The organism is Nostoc sp. (assembly GCF_036919895.1).
Taxonomy (GTDB): Bacteria; Cyanobacteriota; Cyanobacteriia; order Cyanobacteriales; family Nostocaceae; genus Nostoc.
On sequence record NZ_JBALBW010000085.1, the window covers coordinates 106456 to 125044 of the forward strand.

The following is an 18589-nucleotide window of genomic DNA, read 5'->3' on the forward strand; positions in this document are numbered from 1 at the left end:
TAGGCATGACAAAAAAACTGAAGGAAGGAAACTTGAGCCAACAAACATTTTACTCAGGTAAATTTATGGCTGGATTCCGGCTAAAGAATCCTCTAGGGACTAGCTTAAAGCCAACTGGGTGAACAGGCATTACAGGCCAATCTTCCGATCGCGGAATATGAGTTACTCCCATTGTGTACCACAGCACGATATCTTCACCCATCAAGGATTCATCGTCGGCAATATATTTTGGTAAACCCTGTCCTGGTTGAGTTTGGTTAGGATAATCGCCGCCAGCATAGAGTTCAGTAGGCTTATATTTTGTTACCCAAACGTGATGAGTCGCAAATTCTGCCTTTTGACGGATGTTTGAGCCTTCCACTGGAAAAAACATGGAGTTTCCACCAGGCATCAGCATATATCCAGGTGCAGCCCCTAGCGGATTTTTTTTATCGGCACTCACAATCATCCATTCTCGACTGCTTTTGAGATCCAAATCGCGCACAGCAGCCGTTTCTTTTGTGAGTGGGGTTTCTGTAATTGCGATCGCATTTCCTAATGGATTTTTCTCATCCATCGGTAAAGCTTTCACGTTCATTTCCATCGCAGAATTAGCTTGACTATCGACATCGAAATCTAGGCGGTAGTTGAAAAAGTGTTGGTGATTTACTCCAAAGATATTCTTGGCGATTAGCCGACCATAAGAATTATCCTCAGATTGCTTTTGAGCAGCTGTTCCCTGCGCCAGTACGATACCTGTTAACTCATTTTGGACTTCCAAAGTCCCATCCTGATGAAAAATCCAATTAAAGCTGTAATCATAGTTATCAACAGCCGCAGTCATCGAGATCACTAGTTCTCGACTGCGACGGACATCATTCCGGCGAGTATTATACTCATAGTGTTTCCAAAGCATTCCGCGATCGCGTTCATAAATACCAACAACCCCTGGTATCTTATAAGGTTCTCCCTGCTCGTTAGCAAAAACAGCATCCAGCAAAAGGCCGTTTTCAGGAATTTCCTTACCTAACTCCATCCTATTTGCTAGCAAACCAAGATTATATTCCCCAACATCAAAGGCATTCCTAAACGACCAAGTGGGATCTGGATCGCCATAAGGGACTACCATCTCCGATAGGCTAGCGCGGTATAAAACTGGTCTGACATTTTCCCCATCGTCGTATGTCACTTGGTACAATGTCAATCCACTACGGGGATGCATTAAATACCGAAATTTCCAACCTTGCCAGTTAATTTCATTGTCTTTAATCTGGAAACTTTTACCATTAGGTTGGAGTATTTTTAATACTTTAGGTGCTGAAAGTAATTTGCCCAAAGACTTTATATCATAGTTCCAGTTTTCTTTAGAGAAAGGTACATTTCCCTTGTCAACGAAACTGACAATTTTACCTGTGTTTAAATTGACAGTTGCAACTACTCCTTCAATGGGACTACCGTAATAATTCCAGTTTTGTCCCTGGTAGTAAGATAAGCTGCGGCAAAGACGATTACCTGCTGCTTCTTCCTGTTTGCTCAGGATTCCTGGGGCCCATGAACTGATTTTGACTCGATCAAAATCGGTAATTCCCCGCCTTTGCATCGCTTTTTGCCACCGAGGATCGGCTTTAACTACCTGAGTTGCTAGTTCATATTCTGAATTGACGATCGCAGGTTGAACAGAGGGTATTTCTTTCCAAGAATTTAAGGTTTTGCTTTTTAGATCGACGATACCTTCATAAGTTTTATTTTGCGATCGCTCATAGATTACCAAAAAGGCTTTTCGCCCGAAAGCTTTACCAGGTGTAAATTTCAGAACTTCTTCTTTATCTGGTTCTTGTAAAGCGATAAGTGGAAAAGCTGCCATTTCGCTTAAAGTTTTTTCTTTTTGAATGACCGAAACAGCTGTACTAATTTCTGCCTCTGTTAATGAAGTGAGAGGATGGGAAATCGAAGGCTGTTGAGCCGCCAATATTCCCGTTAATCCCAGTGAGATAGAAATGAAAACAATTATGGCAATAGCTAGCCACAAAAAACGCTTTAGCCGCTTAATCATCTTTCACATTTTTACAAAAGACTTCTAGTTATCTATTTCTCAGCCGAAGTCTGAAACCCGTTAACAATTCAAAATTCTTACAGAGTTTTTCAGGTAAATGAAGTACATAGGTAGGGGTAGAGCAATGCTGTGTCCTTAAAATCATGTGTGTTACTTCGCAACGATATCAATAAACTACTAGTACAACACGGCGGAAATAAACAGACCATTCCAAATCAACGAAACATTTACGCTGCATTAATTTTGAATTTTGAATTCCGCCTTGCGGTACTAGTGGTCTGTCCCATTAATTTTGCTGAGTTGCAAGAACCCCGACTTCTTCAAGAAATCGGGGTTATGACCACCACGAACATTTCAAAACTTTTGCAACAGACCACTAATTACTGGAGTTTAGAGTTATGCAAATTGTTGGGATTTGTGCTTTTGCAGATTAGGGTTGAGCGGGCACTTTGTTAGGCATTGCAAGCAGAACTTGGATATATTTGCTTTTACAATCTTCAGAAAAATTCAGATAAAGTTCTTTGTATTCAGGATCTAAAGATGACAATTCATCAAATTGATTTGATTTTGAATATCTCCTAAGTAATCCCTTATAACCAAGAAAAGCAAGTTCATTAATTAGGAGTTGACAAAATTTGCCCTCAAAATATCCTCCATGTACATTGATATACCGGGGAAATTTAAAAAAGTACGCTCCACACAATTGAACATAGTCATAAAAATTGAGAGCAGATTGTTTCCTGGAGAAACTGAGAACTCCTGTCTTTGATGTTTCTGTATCAGTGCAATCAGTATAATCAGTGCAATCAAAATATGTAAAAGAGTCTGCAATAGCCTTCTCGTCAAGTGGATCGTTATTATTCAGGCAATGTAAACTCTTACGCTCATTTGAGGATGCTCGGATTTCTAGATATTCGGAAGGAGGAGCAGGGTTATTAAAATCGTCATTTTGACAATTTACTATACCATAATCATTTGGTAAGAATTTTTTCTTATTACGCTCAACAGTTACGTTACCTAATTTATATCCTCTATCCCTAGTTTTAGCTGGAAAACTAAAATAATTAGCAGCGGGTGAAGCCAAGCGTAATACTAAATCAGCTTCGTTAGAAAATATATAGGCTTCTTCACAACGCTTCAACGAAGATTTAAGAAAATTAGCTCTAGAAGTTAAAATAGATTCAACAGGAATATCTGGCGCAACAAGCACCAATCTTCCTAGACTAAATACATCACCAATTTTAGAAGAAGCTTTCGGATTAAGTGCCTCAGGGTCAAATACATCAGAGAGAATACGAATCGTCTGAGTTGCTACTTCACAACCTAAACTATGAGCAGTAAATGATACTTTTATTCTAACGTCTTCCCAATTTTTATTAATATCCCGATCTATTTCTAATATTTCCTTTTGTAAATCTTGGAAGAATCTGACTAAATCTAGCACACCATAATTACTAGCCCGAAAGCGATCGCGAGGGTAAGCTGTAACACGAAGGATTATTAGTGCTAAAATCATACCGATCAACAATCCGCAGATAACGATAAAAAATATTAGCCACGGATGAGGATTTTTGACAAATAAACTGAAGATAGCACCAAACAACCAAGTAAAAAAAACCAATACTAATCCATTCGGTATGATGCGTAAAGAATCTGTTGCTTTTGCTATGTCTCTTATCCAAAGTCCAAGCCCAGATGCAAGGAGAATAATTAACAGAGATGTTAAAAGAAAATTTGATGCAGCATTTGCCCAAAGTGTTAATGTAATGGCTGTTAAACCAAATATCAGGGAAGTAATGAATATTCCCACAATTAAACTTGGTAGTGATTCTAAGTAATTTCCAGTTTGAAATAAAGGAGTTTCGGCAGGCCAGCGATAGCCAATAAATACACAATTGCGATTGTCAAGTGTAAGTCCTGAATCTACAGAATTGGCATATTTATAGGCTTTTTCATAGCGGTTTATTGCATCTTTTTCAGAATTAGCATAGCCATGTATATAGAAGACTAATTCCGGTCGATCGCTCTTAATGAGATACTCAGCAATTTCTTTGACTTTATCTACATTATCATTATGCTGTTGAACTTCAGGTGGATCTTCAACATTAATAGTTGCACTACTTCTTACATAATAGCCAGGTACTTTAGAAGAAATACCTTCTTGAAAACGATCAATGGTATATACTAATTCTGGATTTGACATATAATTACATATATCTAAATATCTATGTTTTGAAAATAAAAACAGTTTTTTAGTGAAAATTGGCAGCTAAAAATTACTTAAATATTACATTAAGTAGAATTAATTATAGGAATCAAATTTACAAAAGTTAATTTATGCTTTTTAAAATCGCATTTTTCCTTAGAGGATTGCTGGATTGTTAAAATTATTGGCTCCAGTAAAGGGTTTGTACAGTGCGGGTGTCAATAACTGGCAGTTGGTGTTTGGGCTGAAATCACTTGCTATTGTGGCGGATATTCTGGCAGGGATGTAACTCCCCTTCCCTTGTAGGCAAGGGACTGGGGGTTAGGGATTAGGTCTTAATTTACGCAGAAACCAAACGACGTAAAGATTCAGCACGACGTTTAGCGATAGGGTTATTTGGATCGAGCTTTAGTGCTTCTTCGTAGCTTTGTAACGCCTGAGTAGTTAACTTTTTCTTCTCATAAGCGTGTCCAATATTATTCAACCCTGTTACGTAATCTGGTTTAGATTTCAGAGCTTCTTTATACTGACGAATCGCTAAGTCATATTGCTCTTGGGTAAAATAAATATAACCCAGCCCGTTATAGATAGGGGCAATATTTTCTTCTTCCTCTTCTTCGGCAGCTTTCAGAGCTTTTTGAAACAGCGCGATCGCTTGGGAATACAGTTTTTTTTCTGAATAAATACTGGCTAACTCATAATATTCTTGAGTCGTACCCTTTTCTTTCTCTAACTTCTTTCGCAATTTCGCAAAGGAGCCTTCAATTTTGCGAGTTTTGAAAATCTGGCGAAAAACACTCACGGCTGCAATTGCGAGTATACCCACCAAAATTGAGAGATAAACAACGGCTAGATTATTATCCATTGCTGCAAATACAAATATTATAAAGTTTGTTATTTGTCCTTTGTTATTTGTCCTTGGTTATTTGTTAATGACCAATGACCAATTTACGGTAAACCCCAATATTGAGAGCGTTGCTGGAGCCAACCTTGTTCTAAGTAACGAGCGATCGCTACATTCACATTTTGTCTTAATTCGTCGGACTGCAATCCCTTGGGCATAACTACAGACAAGGGTTCAGTTGAGAGTTTAGTTGGCAGTAGGCGATATTGAGGATATTGTTGCACCCAACCACTCAGAACGCTAGCATCTGCGGCAAAGGCTACGGCGGAATCACTTTCTATTTTTTCTCGTGCTTCGTCATAAGAATTTACTCCTACCAAGTCGGCATTTGGCAGATAGAAACGCACTTTAGCAATAGTGCTGGAGTTGTTCAGTACGGCAATTTTTTGTTTTGCCAAATCATTCACCTGCTGCACAGAGGCATCTTTTGTAACTAATACAGTGCCATCCAAATAGTAGGGAACACTGAAACTAACTATCCGGCTGCGTGACTCGGTTGCTGTCACCCTAGCGATCGCAAAATCAACTTTCTTGTCTAAGACTACAGACAGGCGATCGCGATTCGCTACAGGTTTCAATTTGACAGCATCGGCTTTCCCAACCAAGTCAAGTGCTAATCGCTGTGCCAAGTCAATTTCAAAGCCTTGCAAATTGCCACTGGCATCTTTAAATCCCAAGGGACGCAAGTTATCTTTGACAGCAACAGTGAGATAGCCACGCTGCTGAATTTCTGACATTTCGGCGGCAGATGCAGTGAATCCTGTCCCCACTATGGAAAAGCAAGATATCCAAAAAATAATGGCGGATAATACCAGATGTAACCGAGAAATTACTTGCCATCTGTTACATCTGTTATGCATCCGTAGTCACCTTTATCCTTTAGCTTGAACTGCTAGTTCAGCGACTTTGCCAAAGCTAGCTGGATCGAGGACTGCTAATTGTGCCAACATCTTGCGATTTAGTTGGATATCAGCTCTTTTCAAGTTACCAATCAACTGGCTGTAGCTCAAGCCGTGTTGTCTGGAAGCAGCGTTGATGCGGGTAATCCAGAGGCGACGAAAATCGCGCTTTTTCTTTTTGCGATCGCGGTAGGCACTCCGTAGCGCCTTCATTACTTGTTGGTTGGCAGTTCTAAACAGAGTTGAGTGAGAACCGCGAAAACCTTTAGCTAGTTTGAGAATCTTATTGCGGCGCTTTCGAGCTACATTACCGCGTTTTACCCGTGTCATAACTTATTTCCTGAAGGACTTACAAATATGGGAGCATTAAGCGCACGTTGAGTTCATCGCGTTCATGTACAAGACCGCTCTTGGACATGCTACGCTTTTTGTCGGAAGATTTGTGTTCTAAAAGGTGGCTTTTGCCAGCTTTCCGACGGAGGATTTTGCCGGTGCCGGTGGCACGGAATCGCTTCGCTGCGGCTTTACGAGTCTTGAGTTTAGGCATGGTATAGCTTTAATTCGACACGATCCATTATTATACTAATAAAATTGCCTGAATGGAAATATTTTGCTTTGCTGCCTCTGCTTGTTGGATTTGGGCTTCAGCACGTCGGATATCTTCTTCAATTTCTGCTTCTAGGGAAACATCCCAATTGGGCAAAAATATACGGGACTGACGCGAAAACCCTTTTCAATTCTCTTCCCTTTGTGTCCTTTGCGGTTCGTTTTTTATCCTCTGGGGTAAGTCACAATCCCCTATGTAAATTAAACTTGTACATTTGGGATGCTTTTAATTTGAGCAATGTTATAAATAATTCGTAATATTATCAATTACGAATTACGAATTAATTCGCGGCTGTTTGGGCTTCTTGATAAACTATTTCTTGAAACTGAATCATATCTTTTTGCGGATCGGCGTGGCAAACTTTCACCACTATCTGTTCGCCCAAGTTCACAGAACGCTTGAAAACCATTGGTAATTGCAAGCCTAAATCTTCAATCAAAATTAGGGCTAAGTTGCTGTCTTCTCGCAGCCACATCAACACTGTTACCTCCCAAGTTTCCTCTGGATGACGGCGTAAATACTCTAGAGCATAATATCTATTAGTTTGCCGTTCTACCATCGTCACCTCTTGGGTGATGCTGGTGACAGTCATCATCACTTCTTTAAGTTGATCTGCGGAAAATGGCAGAACTTCACCGCGCAAATGGGCTTTAAGTTGGAAGTGCGTAAGCAAGTCACTGTAGCGACGGATGGGAGAGGTTGCTTGGGTGTAGGTATCCAAGCCCAAACCAGCATGGCGCAGAGGCGTAATGCTCATTTCACTCTTGGGCATACAACGACGCATAGCGCAAGCGCGAACGAATCCGGCTGGAAGTAGCAGTAATTCTTCTTCTGGGGGTAATTCCGGTTGGGGTTGACCGCGAAAAGGTAAAGGTATGTTATGAGTTTTACCATAACGAGCCGCAACTTCACCGGCAACAATCATCATTTCTGCGACTACTTGCCGTGATGGGGAATCGTCCAAAATATCAATGTGGATCTCTTCACCTTTGACTTTGATCGTTGCTTCGGGCATTGTGATGCTAATTGCCCCTTGAGCGTAACGCCAAGTTTTGCGTTTTTGCGCCCAAGTTGCGATCGCAGCAATTTCTGGTTCTGCCTGTACCCGTAATTGCAACATTTCATCTACATCTTCGTAGGTGAGGCGATAAGTCGGCTTAATAGAACTGGTATGAATGCTGTAATCTTCTACTCCCCCAGTTGTTCCTAAAATAATTCCGAAACTGAGGGCGCAACAAATTTTTCCCTGGATTAGACTCATTGGCCCAGTTGCCAATACCTCTGGGAACATGGGAATCATCCCTGTAGGTAAGTAGACTGTACTACCCCGCTTTCTGGCTTCTAAATCTAATTCACCTTCCGGCACTAACCATCTAGTGGGATCGGCAATATGCACCCACAGGCGCTCCCGTCCATCGGGCATGACTTCCCAACTTAGACCATCGTCAATCTCTGTGGTAGTTTCATCATCAATGGTGTAGACCTTTAGGTGAGTCAGATCAAGGCGGTTTGTATCTGAGTCAATCGGCGGGAAATCCAAACGCTGTTGCGCCACTTCTAATACCTTATTAGGAAATTGAATCGGAATTGAAGAACGACGCAGGAACAAGTTTTCATAAGGACTCCAGCAACCTAAATCTACTAATAGTTGAAAGGCTCCTTGGGGCGTTGTGGGTCGTCCCAGCATGGTCATCGTTTCTAATACTGGAGCGCTGGGCGGATAAGCGCGAGCTAAGGAGTCATAATTAACTCCCGTCCGCACTGTGTCAGCAAGCAATGCTGCGTATTTTTCGAGTCCTTCTAGGCGCTGGCGATCGTGGCGCTGCCATTCTACTGCTTCACCTTTGAGCGCCTGCTCTACACGAGTTAAAAATTCCTGCTGTCCTTTAGCTTTTAATGCCTCTACTTCCACCTGGTGCTGGCGTTCTGCCACCTGAGCAGCAGTTCGCGGCTCGTAAGCGTCTCCTTTTTGCTTGAAATAAAGTTTGTCGTCGGATAACAAGCAATGGGCAGCATAACAATGAGGCGCGGCTGATTCAGAAAATAGCAGATTCGCCATTTGCTCAGGGCTTACTGTTTCCCCATCCTCAACTAATATTTCCCAAGCTACCTCTAAGCTAGATGGGTCTAGGTAAGGGTTGATTTGCTCTAAAAAGCTGGCAATCTCTGAGGGCTTGTAAGTCTGTCCGGTAACTGTATAAGTTATTTGTCTAGGCGCGAGGCTGTGGGACTGACCACGGTCGTCTACCACAAACCAGCGGGTTTTACCGTCTGGGCGTTCTACGATCCCCAGACGGCGATCGCCTTGAACCCTAAATTCAACTAGCGTCCCCTTCTCCACAACTCTCGCACTTTAATTTTGGTGAACAGTTTAAATAGTTTCAAGTTAGGAGTTAGGAGTTAGGAGTTTTGATTCTTAACTCCTGTACAGACGCGTAGACGCTCAAAGAGCGGCTTCTCGTAAGAGTATAATCACGTCTCTCCTGTACAGACGCGATTAATCGCGTCTCTCCTCTTTTTAGCCTTCCGCATTGATAAATGGCAACAAGGCCACAATCCGCGAACGTTTAATTGCTAATGTCAACTCTCGCTGTTGCTGAGACGTAAGCCCAGTAATCCGACGTGGGAGTATTTTACCCCGCTCGGTGACAAACTTACGTAATAAATCAACATCTTTATAATCGATTGGATCTCCTGGCTTGATGGGAGAAAGGCGACGACGGAAATAACTCATCTCTACTTAATTTCCTTGTGAACAGTATGTTTGTTGCAGTGGGTGCAGAACTTTTTCAGTTCTAGCCGGTTAGTGGTGTTGCGGCGATTCTTGGTGCTGGTGTAACGGGAAACACCAGCAGAACGCTTATCTGAATTTGTCCGGCACTCGGTACACTCTAGTGTCACAATAATGCGGGCACCTTTACTCTTAGCCATAATCTTACAAACAGTGGAGCCTGAAGAGATTTAACACAAATGACTATCTTCTCACATTCCGCCGCATATTTTCAACTAATCTTTTAACTTTTATATCAAGTGAGTAGCCACGACGCGACGAAACGATGAAAGTTCCACAATAGCGATCGTGTAAAGCCTGCCGCATCTGGGTATCAGAGAAGGCAGTCGCACAATCAATTGCTAGGGGAAGTACTAGCAGTATAGCAGTGGGATTGGCTCTAATATTGCTCAAGGCAATTGAGACTAAAAGCGCCCCCAAGCCAACGATCGCTTCTCGCTTCACCAGTGAGAGCAAATCTGGGATTCTGCCCACGACTTCCCCATCTTCGACTTCTAACACCTTTAAATCGAATGCCCAACGCCCTAAACTTTGCCCTTGATTGTTGTATGGCACTAGCACCCGCAAAACTAGCCAAAATATTATAAAAACTAGGATTTGCATAAATTGAATCCCAATATCGCCGCCTCCTAGCAAGGAACTGACTAACCAGACACCAAGGAAATCAAGTCCTAATGCCATACCTCGTCGCCCAATTTCAGCCTTGGGATAGTGTTTTTGGGGAAGTCGTTCGATACTCATACAAAATAGGTATTTTTATTTAGGGGTTGGGGAATAACGATCGCTCATGTTTTTAATATTAAGGTGATGACTTGGCTTTGGCGTTTAAACTCTGTCGCACATCTATTGCACATAAAAGTTCCATAATCAGGGCGCTGATGTCGCCCAATCCACAAGAGTCTGTTTTTGATAAGTATTGTATTGTATGAGAAACTATTTGGAAGTTGTATCTATGACACATCTGTTTACTAAAAGAGCTATTAGGATGGTAGCGACTATTGCTTTAGTGTTAGCGATCGCTATAAGCACTCACAGCCTAGCTGATGCTGCTGAGTTCAACTTTAACTGGAAAGGAGATACTGGTTATTCAGCTAAAGGTATATTTAGCTACGACACAACAGATGCTCTAAGTGTCATTTCGGAAACGGGTTCGGGATCTACAAAGAACTTGCAGTCTCTCTCAATTTCTTTTTTTGATCCATTTAGGACTCTGATAAATAGTTTCACTCCAGTACTTAGTGGTGTATCTAATTACAGCTTTTTGAGATTTAACTTTGATAGCACTAAAGAGCAAATCTTTGGCCCCTTTGATGTTGGTAAGGATGATGAACTTCCTGGCGACACATGGCTTAATAATAATCTCGCACTTATAAACGAAGGTTTTAGCGATGAGGTTCTAGCTAAAGAATTTGGTTTTAACAATAGAGATGCAACAGGGACAAAGCAAATACTAGATTTGAGCAACAATTCCGTTCAGGTATCCAAAGTCCCCGAAGGAAGCATAATTATAGGTTTACTAGTAGTGTGTAGTTTAGGATTTACCCTCAAAGAGAAATTCAATCCAAAATCTAAAATCTAAAATTGGTTAGAGGGATAAAGTAAAAAGTTCGGAGGCGATCGCTATGGTATCAGTCAGCGATGCACAAGCAATTATTTTAAATTTAGTCCAACCGTTGGATTGTCAACGGGATACAGAAGTTGTAGAATTATTGACAGCCGATAGCCGGATTTTAGCAACGCCTGTCACCAGTCCGTTAGATTTTCCCCATTGGGATAATTCGGCAATGGATGGTTATGCAGTTCGCTACGAAGATGTACAGCACTCTAGCGCCGAACAGCCCACCGTTTTAGAAATTGTTGAAGATATTCCGGCTGGGTATCAACCCAAATCTACGATTCAACCAGGGGAAGCCGCGCGGATTTTCACGGGTGCGGTGATTCCAGCAGGTGCGGATACTGTAGTCATGCAAGAGAAGACACGCCGAGATGAAAACCGCGTGTATATTTTGGCTGCACCAAAACTAAAAGAATTTGTCAGACACAAAGCATCTTTTTACCAAGCTGGAACACAACTATTACCAGCCGGAATTAAGTTAAATACCTCAGAAATTGCTGTATTAGCGGCAGCACAGTGTCCAAAATTAAGTGTTTACCGCCGTCCACGTGTGGCAATTTTTTCCACTGGTGATGAATTGGTGAGTGTCGAGCAACCATTGCAACCAGGGCAAATTGTCGATTCTAATCAGTATGCGATCGCAGCTTTGGTAAAGGAGAGTGGCGCAGAACCATTACTGTTAGGGATTGTGAAGGATGATCCAGTTACCCTGGAGAAAGTTATTGCCCATGCGGTTGCGATCGCTGATATAGTTCTCTCTTCTGGTGGTGTCTCAGTGGGAGATTATGACTATGTTGAAAAAATTTTACAGTCCCTAAGCGCAAAAATCCACATTCGATCTGTGGAAATGAGGCCAGGAAAACCTCTCACTGTCGCTACTTTCCCAAGTAGAGACGCGATTAATCGTGTCTCTACCCACTCAGCGCTATACTTTGGTTTACCAGGAAACCCTGCGGCTGTGTTGGTGACATTTTGGCGGTTTGTGCTACCAGCGATTAAGAAAATTTCGGGAATTACTGAAGGTTGGGAGCCAATGTTTTTGAAAGTGCGATCGCATGATGAATTGCGATCGGATGGCAAGCGGGAAACTTACCTTTGGGGTAAATTACATTTAATTGATGGAGTTTACGAATTTCACAAAGCTGGTGGTAGTAATAGTTCCGGCAATTTAATTAATTTAGCTCAAACTGATGCCTTAGCTGTTCTCCCGGTGGGTAAAACATTAATTTCTCCACAAGAAGAGGTGCAAGTTTTGCAAATTAGTAACAGATAACAAAATAATTCGTAATTTAAGGAAAGAGGCTTAACCAAAGTTAATTACGTTAGCAAGTATTCGAGCATCATTACGAATTAGAAATTACGAATTAGTTAAAATGTCTGCTCAAAAGCCTCAATCAAGCTGTTAACTTCCTCAAGGGTGTTGTAATGCACCATACTCACCCGAACTATTCCACCTTGCGAGGCTAACCCCAGATATTCAATCAGCCGTTTAGCATAAAAGTCCCCGTAGCGAATCCCAATGTAATGTTGGTCAATTTTTGCCGGAATGGTTGAGCTATTGATTCCATCTACCACAAAAGATATAGTCGGTACACGGTATTGACGGTCAGCTTTTGATTGACCAATGACTCGCACATTAGGCTTGCTGTTGAGGTAATTTAGGAGGCGATCGCTAATTTTTTCTTCATGTATGCTAATTAAATCAAACGCCTGTACCATCTGATTTCTCAAATCAGGTGCAGTTTGATTGCCGTAATGGAGTTGTGCTAACTCACTTAAATAATCACATAAACCTAACATTCCATAACTTAATTCAAAATTGACATTACCTAACTGAAATTTATAAGGTATGTCTGTCTGTTGAATAAAATAATGGTTAAGACCAGGTAATCTTAATAAATGTTCTTCTTTGCCATAAAGTAAGGCATGGTGTGGCCCGTAAACTTTGTAACAACTCAAAGTATAAAAATCAACATCCAAATCTTGGACATCAACTAATCTGTGTGGTGCATAAGCTACACCATCCACACAAATCATCGCGTTGCGATCGTGTACAAATGCAGCAATTTCTTTGATCGGGTTGATGGTTCCCAGAACATTAGAAGCATGAGTCAAAGTTACCAGTTTTGTACGCTGGCTCATTAATGGTTCTAAATCTGCTAAATGGAGTTCCAAGGTATCTGGGCGAATTTCCCACACTTTAATCTTCATTCCTTGTTTTTCCAAAGCAACCCAAGCACCAATATTGGCTTCATGGTCACAATTAGTAACAATAATCTCATCACCAGGTGTAAAGGTTTGACCCAGACAAGTTGAGAGAACTTTCAACATCATTGTCGTAGATGGGCCCATAACTATTTCTTTAGAAGAATTGGCATTAATAAAAGTAGCCATTCCCCTAGTTGCTAAAGCCAATCGTTCTCCCGCAAGTTGAGAAACAGCATAAGAAGCTCCCAACTGGACATCAGAACTTAGGAGAAATTCGCTAATTCTATCTACTACTTTTTTCAGGGTTTGTGACCCGCCAGCGTTATCAAAAAAAGTCCATTCACCAGCTAGCGCAGGAAAATATTGACGAACTTTATCAAGATTCAAAAGCATAGTATAAGTTTTGTAGAGAATGTTATTTACCCTAACCTACCTTTTGGCAAGTCGCCCAAAGAGCATCTACACCGTCTTTTGCTATTTACAGCTTCTTCTACCAGATTTATTACTCTGCAAAAATCTCTCTAGAGGGGGTATACTTGGGAACTCCAGGAGGATATTACTGATATAGTTAACTTCCAGCAAGAGTTAATGTCTTGATTCTTCACAATTCTCGCCAATTTTATTTGATAAGTTTAAGGTAGAGTCAAATAAGCTATTATTTGGATTCTTAATTCCTTGATTTAAAACAAAGGAACGACTTATGAACACTACGGTTAAATACGACATCGAAGTTATCAAGGAAGAAGCACTTCAACTTGTTAAAAAGAGATTTGTTAACCGTCAACAGCCAATTTATACCCTTTGCAAATATATTCCTCATCGTGACTGGGTTAATTTTGAACTTGAGTTAGAAAAGAATGAATTTCTACTCAGAGATAGAATTATCGACCTACTCAATCACGAATCTTGGGAAGATGATGCAGACTGTATCTAAAAGCAGTGTCTAGCAGCATCCGATTTGATTTATGAAAAAATTTAAGTATATGTAGCGTGTGTTAGGCGTAAGCCGTAACGCACCTGATTCCAAGCTTTTTGGTGCCGTACTCTCCGTGCTAACACACCCTACGGATCTTTTCAAAAATCAAATATGAGTCCTATAGTTGTGGCAGGTAATAGCTCTTGAGTGGGCTACAGCCTCGCACTTTATGACAATTATTTACTGAAATAAGCAAGAATTAATTATACAAATACTAACTTCAGTAACTTGATATTAAACAGACAAATCTTGTAGCCCTATCCATTCGTTGATAGTTTGCCATTGGCTTGCGTAAACAGTAGTATTTCTACGTTTTCCTTTTTGAGTTTTTCTAGGTAGTTTTTCCATCACAGACTCGGTGAATGAACTGGATTTATTCAAATTATAAACAGGCATTTCTTGCCAGTAGTGGCGACAAAACCAGTAACTATCTGCACCACGTATATGTTCTAAAAGTAAACTTGAACAGCAAGGACAGTAATTCATATTTTCTCAAATCCTATTAATGAAAGTGTTATTGCAAATTAGGATGCCAGTTGACAAGCCTGTAGTTATTTAAAATCATGTGTCTATATTTTGACTATAGTGTAAAAAAATGAGGAACTTGTGAAGGAATTTAAGATACTTAACAATCCCTAAGTATTTATACATAATTTTTAAGTAATAACTTTAGGCGATTTAGAAAATGCTCAAACTATCTTCAGATAAATTCGTATAACTATAAATGTAAAAATTAAGAGCAGCCTAACTTATAGCGTACTACTAGTTATGAACTGAACAAACATGTCAAACCCTTTTATCTTCTAGCTTTTATCTCCTAGCTTATTGATTGAAAATTTTGCTGGACTTTATCAATAAAGCCGAAAGCACAAACTTTGTGGCGACGTTCGGTAGTAAGGTTTTTATATTTGCACTCATCAATTAATTTTAAATATTTCACACTCACAAGACTACCAAGACCATCACTTAGGGTAATCTTTTGAGATATCCGATCTATTATCTCTAATTTGACAATATAATTAGTTGAGAAACTATAAAATTCTATCTAACTCCTGGTTTAGTTACTAACTTGCATTGTGTCTCTTGTATTAGGTTTTCTAATCTTTACAGGGTAGATAGTTGATTGATAATTGATTGATTATCAATTGCAGCAAAATAATTCATGATTTTTTAACAATTTACTTACTTCAGTTTCTACAAATTTGTACTGATATCAAAGAGATCATTAGAATTGACGAATTAACTATGCGATTCAACGATCGTCTAATTAACATACCAAGCTTAAATAATGTTATTAATCGTTCTCCCATAACGATTAGTTTTGATAGTTTTGTAGTCGAAGCTATTGTTCTGATGAGTCAGGAAAGATGTAACAATTATGCACCTATTAGTTTAAATTCATCATTAGATTTCAGCTTTGTCAATCAATCACTAAATGGTTGTGTCTTAGTTTTGGAAGGAGAAGACTTATTAGGTATTTTTACAGAAAAAGATGTAATTAGACTTATAGCTTTGGGAATAGACTTAGCCACGATGACAATGGCTGAAGTGATGACGCAGCCAGTAGTTACCCTTAGACAATCAGATTCTAATGATGTTTTCATCGCTTTATCATTATTGCGTCAACACCAGACTGACTATTTGCCCGTTTTGGACGATCGCGGGCAATTGCTAGGAATCATCACCCAGACTAGCTTATTACAAGCCTTTGACCCGATAAAAATGGTTGGAGTGGTTGAAGGTTTGCAGCAATATTTACAAGAACCCACAGATGAATTCAGACAGGTTAATCTGCCAATTGAGATAGAGCAGGTGTGCCGCCAAACTGAAAACTACTTAAAAGTATGGGTTGAGGCCAAATCGGCTGAAATCATCCAAGTTAATCAGGAACTTCAGCTAGCACTCGAAGAACTCCAAGCGGAACGGACAGAAGGACTTGTTACGTCCAACGTTTTGCTGCAACACGAAATTACCGATCGCCAACGTACAGAAGTTGCATTACGGCAGAGTGAAAACCTCTATCGCCAACTAGTGGAAAGCCAAACTGACATAATTATCCGCATTGATTTGCAAGGGCAGATTACCTTTGCCAATGTGGCTGCCTGTCAAACCTTTGGCTGGAAACAAGATGAGTTTCATGGTCAGTCATTTTTCCAGTTTTTTCATCTAGATGACTTACCGAAAGTGATGGAAAGTATAACAGTTTTAGAATCTTCATCCCATCCATTGACTAATTGTGAGCGACGGGTATTCACAGTTAATGGTATTCGTTGGTTTGAATGGAATGCGATCGCAATTCATGATGACAAAGGAGAGGTTGTTGAAATACAAGGGGTAGCTAGAGATATTACCGAACAGCGAGCTGCATTAGAGGAACGCCAACTTGCCGAAGCAGCACTACGCCAAAGCGAGGAGAAATTTCGCACTTTTGCCGAACACACCCAAGCATTCATCTGGATTCGTAGCGCAGATACATTCCAACCTTTGTACATTAGTCCCGCTTATGAGAAGATTTGGGGTCGATCTTCTCAGAGTCTGTTTGAGGAGCCAAAATCTTGGGTAGACAACATTCATCCAGACGATCGCGATCGCGCCACCCAATTAATCGAGCAACTGCTTAATACTAATCAATCTATTTCAACAGAATATCGGATCTTACGACCTGATGGCTCGGTGCGCTGGATTTGGAATCAGGGCTTTGCTGTTTATGATGACCAAGGAAAAGTTAACTACTATGGCGGCATTGCTGAAGATATCACCGAGCGCAAACTGGCCGAACAAAAAATTTCCGAACAAGCCGCTCTACTTGATATCGCTACCGATGCCATATTAGTGAGAGATTTTCAGTCTCAAATATTAGTTTGGAATAAAGGCGCAGAGCGGATGTACGGTTGGCTGTCTACAGAGGTTATAGGAAAAAACCTCCAGGATATTTTGTACCCAGCCAAAACTCAGCACCAACTGGAAGTACCTCTAAAAAGTGTAATTGAAAGTGGATCGTGGCAAGGTGAGTTATCTAAAGTGACAAAATCCGGTAAAGAAATTGTCGTAGAAAGCCGATGGACATTGATGTGCGATCCTAAAGGAAAACCTAAATCTATCCTGACTGTTGACACTGACATCACCGAAAAGAAACAACTTGAAGAACAGTTTTTTCGCGCCCAGCGATTGGAAAGCATTGGTATTCTTGCAGGTGGTATTGCCCACGACTTAAACAATATATTGACACCAATTTTGGCAGCTGCTCAATTGGTACGGGGAAAATTTGTCCAAGATGAAGAGCGTTCCGGGCAACTGCTGGCACTTGTAGAAAGCAACGCCCAACGTGGAGCAGCTTTAGTGAAGCAAGTCTTGTCATTTGCGCGAGGATTTAAAGGAGAGCGGACAATTATCCAAATCAAGTACCTGATTTCAGAAATTGTCCAAATCGTTAAAGAGACATTTCCCAAATCTATTGAATTTTCCACGGTTATCCCAGAAGACATTTGTGCTGTCACTGTAGATACCACACAACTGCATCAAGTGTTGATGAATTTGGTAGTAAATGCCCGCGATGCTTTACCAAATGGCGGCAATATCAAAATTTCTGCGGAAAATAAGTTTATTGATGAAGCTTATACCAGAATGAATCTCGATGCCAAAGTTGGACATTATATTGTGATTAGCATTGCCGATAATGGAGTCGGGATACCGCCAGAAATATTAGATAGAATTTTTGAGCCATTTTTCACTACAAAAGAGATCAACACAGGTACAGGACTTGGACTTTCAACAGTGCTGGGCATAATTAGAAGCCATGACGGTTTTATCAAAGTGTCTAGCAATGTTGGTAGAGGTAGCAAGTTTGACCTGTTTTTACCAGCAGTGCAAGCAACCCAAGCCTTCGAGATCCAAGACCTGGATCTGCCCCCAGGAGAGGGAGAATTGATTTTAGTTGTAGATGATGAAGCTCAAATTCGGGAGGTTGCCACCATTATTCTAGAAAACTATAACTATAAGATACTAGCTGCCAGCAATGGCATAGAGGCGATCGCACTTTATGCCCAACACAAGCATCAAATCAATGCCGTATTGATGGATATAATGATGCCGGAAATGGATGGAGTCACTGCAATTCGCACCTTGCTAAAAATGAACAAGCAGGTTCAAATCATTGCCTGTACCGGGTTGAACTTAGTAGATGGTTTATTTCCTCAAGCTGCTGATACTAATGTGCAAGCAGTATTATTAAAACCCTATACGGGCAGAGAACTATTGAAAAGTTTACACCACCTATTGCGGGAACCCCGTGGAATCTAACTGCAACAGCATAAATTTTCAACACCCTTGCCCCCAGATATAACGAAGGTGA

17 protein-coding genes are annotated in these 18589 nt (G+C 40.6%); 4 read left to right on the forward strand and 13 right to left on the reverse strand.

From position 1 onward, the window contains the following. Positions 1-49: 49 nt before the first annotated feature. The 11 genes from V7K55_RS17390 to V7K55_RS17440 form a co-directional block, all read right to left on the reverse strand. The gene (locus V7K55_RS17390) at positions 50-2032 is read right to left on the reverse strand and encodes a primary-amine oxidase (RefSeq protein WP_334833423.1); all 1983 of its coding nucleotides are present in this window, start codon (positions 2030-2032) and stop codon (positions 50-52) included. A 430-nt stretch (positions 2033-2462) separates the two neighbouring features. Continuing rightward, positions 2463-4235, reverse strand: a complete 1773-nt coding sequence (locus tag V7K55_RS17395) for a hypothetical protein (protein ID WP_334833425.1) — start codon at positions 4233-4235, stop codon at positions 2463-2465. 343 nt (positions 4236-4578) lie between these two features. Continuing rightward, positions 4579-5103, reverse strand: a complete 525-nt coding sequence (locus V7K55_RS17400; RefSeq protein ID WP_334833427.1) for a tetratricopeptide repeat protein — start codon at positions 5101-5103, stop codon at positions 4579-4581. A gap of 83 nt (positions 5104-5186) precedes the next feature. Then, complete coding sequence (locus V7K55_RS17405) at positions 5187-6002, reverse strand: transporter substrate-binding domain-containing protein (RefSeq protein ID WP_334833429.1); 816 nt, start codon at positions 6000-6002, stop codon at positions 5187-5189. A 12-nt stretch (positions 6003-6014) separates the two neighbouring features. Further along, the gene (gene rplT, locus V7K55_RS17410) at positions 6015-6371 is read right to left on the reverse strand and encodes a 50S ribosomal protein L20 (RefSeq protein WP_334833431.1); all 357 of its coding nucleotides are present in this window, start codon (positions 6369-6371) and stop codon (positions 6015-6017) included. 19 nt (positions 6372-6390) lie between these two features. Further along, positions 6391-6588: a 50S ribosomal protein L35 gene (rpmI, locus tag V7K55_RS17415; RefSeq protein ID WP_334833433.1), complete on the reverse strand. Its 198-nt coding sequence runs from the start codon at positions 6586-6588 to the stop codon at positions 6391-6393. Positions 6589-6618: 30 nt separating this feature from the next. Further along, complete coding sequence (locus V7K55_RS17420; RefSeq protein ID WP_334833435.1) at positions 6619-6744, reverse strand: hypothetical protein; 126 nt, start codon at positions 6742-6744, stop codon at positions 6619-6621. 184 nt (positions 6745-6928) lie between these two features. Beyond that, positions 6929-8989 (reverse strand): ribonuclease catalytic domain-containing protein, encoded by a 2061-nt coding sequence (locus V7K55_RS17425; RefSeq protein ID WP_334833437.1) that lies wholly within the window; start codon positions 8987-8989, stop codon positions 6929-6931. A 177-nt stretch (positions 8990-9166) separates the two neighbouring features. Beyond that, positions 9167-9382 (reverse strand): 30S ribosomal protein S18, encoded by a 216-nt coding sequence (gene rpsR / locus V7K55_RS17430; RefSeq protein WP_094333177.1) that lies wholly within the window; start codon positions 9380-9382, stop codon positions 9167-9169. Positions 9383-9384: 2 nt separating this feature from the next. Then, positions 9385-9579: a 50S ribosomal protein L33 gene (gene rpmG / locus V7K55_RS17435; protein ID WP_094333178.1), complete on the reverse strand. Its 195-nt coding sequence runs from the start codon at positions 9577-9579 to the stop codon at positions 9385-9387. Positions 9580-9622: 43 nt separating this feature from the next. After that, the gene (locus V7K55_RS17440) at positions 9623-10180 is read right to left on the reverse strand and encodes an RDD family protein (protein WP_334833439.1); all 558 of its coding nucleotides are present in this window, start codon (positions 10178-10180) and stop codon (positions 9623-9625) included. A gap of 211 nt (positions 10181-10391) precedes the next feature. Here V7K55_RS17440 and V7K55_RS17445 point away from each other — a divergent pair, with 211 nt between their 5' ends. Both V7K55_RS17445 and V7K55_RS17450 read left to right on the forward strand, forming a co-directional pair. Next, entirely contained in the window at positions 10392-11018 is a 627-nt protein-coding gene (locus V7K55_RS17445) for a PEP-CTERM sorting domain-containing protein (RefSeq protein ID WP_334833442.1), read from the forward strand. A 43-nt stretch (positions 11019-11061) separates the two neighbouring features. Next, on the forward strand, positions 11062-12327 hold the full coding sequence (locus tag V7K55_RS17450; RefSeq protein WP_334833444.1) for a molybdopterin molybdotransferase MoeA: 1266 nt from the start codon (positions 11062-11064) through the stop codon (positions 12325-12327). Between the two features lie 95 nt (positions 12328-12422). On the opposite strand, the gene V7K55_RS17455 is transcribed toward V7K55_RS17450, so the two are convergent. After that, positions 12423-13655: a cysteine desulfurase-like protein gene (locus tag V7K55_RS17455; RefSeq protein WP_334833447.1), complete on the reverse strand. Its 1233-nt coding sequence runs from the start codon at positions 13653-13655 to the stop codon at positions 12423-12425. A gap of 307 nt (positions 13656-13962) precedes the next feature. Here V7K55_RS17455 and V7K55_RS17460 point away from each other — a divergent pair, with 307 nt between their 5' ends. Continuing rightward, positions 13963-14196 carry a DUF4327 family protein gene (locus V7K55_RS17460; RefSeq protein WP_334833449.1) on the forward strand — a complete coding sequence of 78 codons (234 nt, stop codon included), beginning with the start codon at positions 13963-13965 and terminating at the stop codon, positions 14194-14196. Positions 14197-14472: 276 nt separating this feature from the next. Here V7K55_RS17460 and V7K55_RS17465 read toward each other — a convergent pair whose 3' ends face one another. After that, positions 14473-14724 carry a hypothetical protein gene (locus tag V7K55_RS17465; RefSeq protein ID WP_334833451.1) on the reverse strand — a complete coding sequence of 84 codons (252 nt, stop codon included), beginning with the start codon at positions 14722-14724 and terminating at the stop codon, positions 14473-14475. Between the two features lie 759 nt (positions 14725-15483). Here V7K55_RS17465 and V7K55_RS17470 point away from each other — a divergent pair. Next, positions 15484-18537: a PAS domain S-box protein gene (locus tag V7K55_RS17470; RefSeq protein ID WP_334833454.1), complete on the forward strand. Its 3054-nt coding sequence runs from the start codon at positions 15484-15486 to the stop codon at positions 18535-18537. Positions 18538-18589 lie beyond the last annotated feature (52 nt).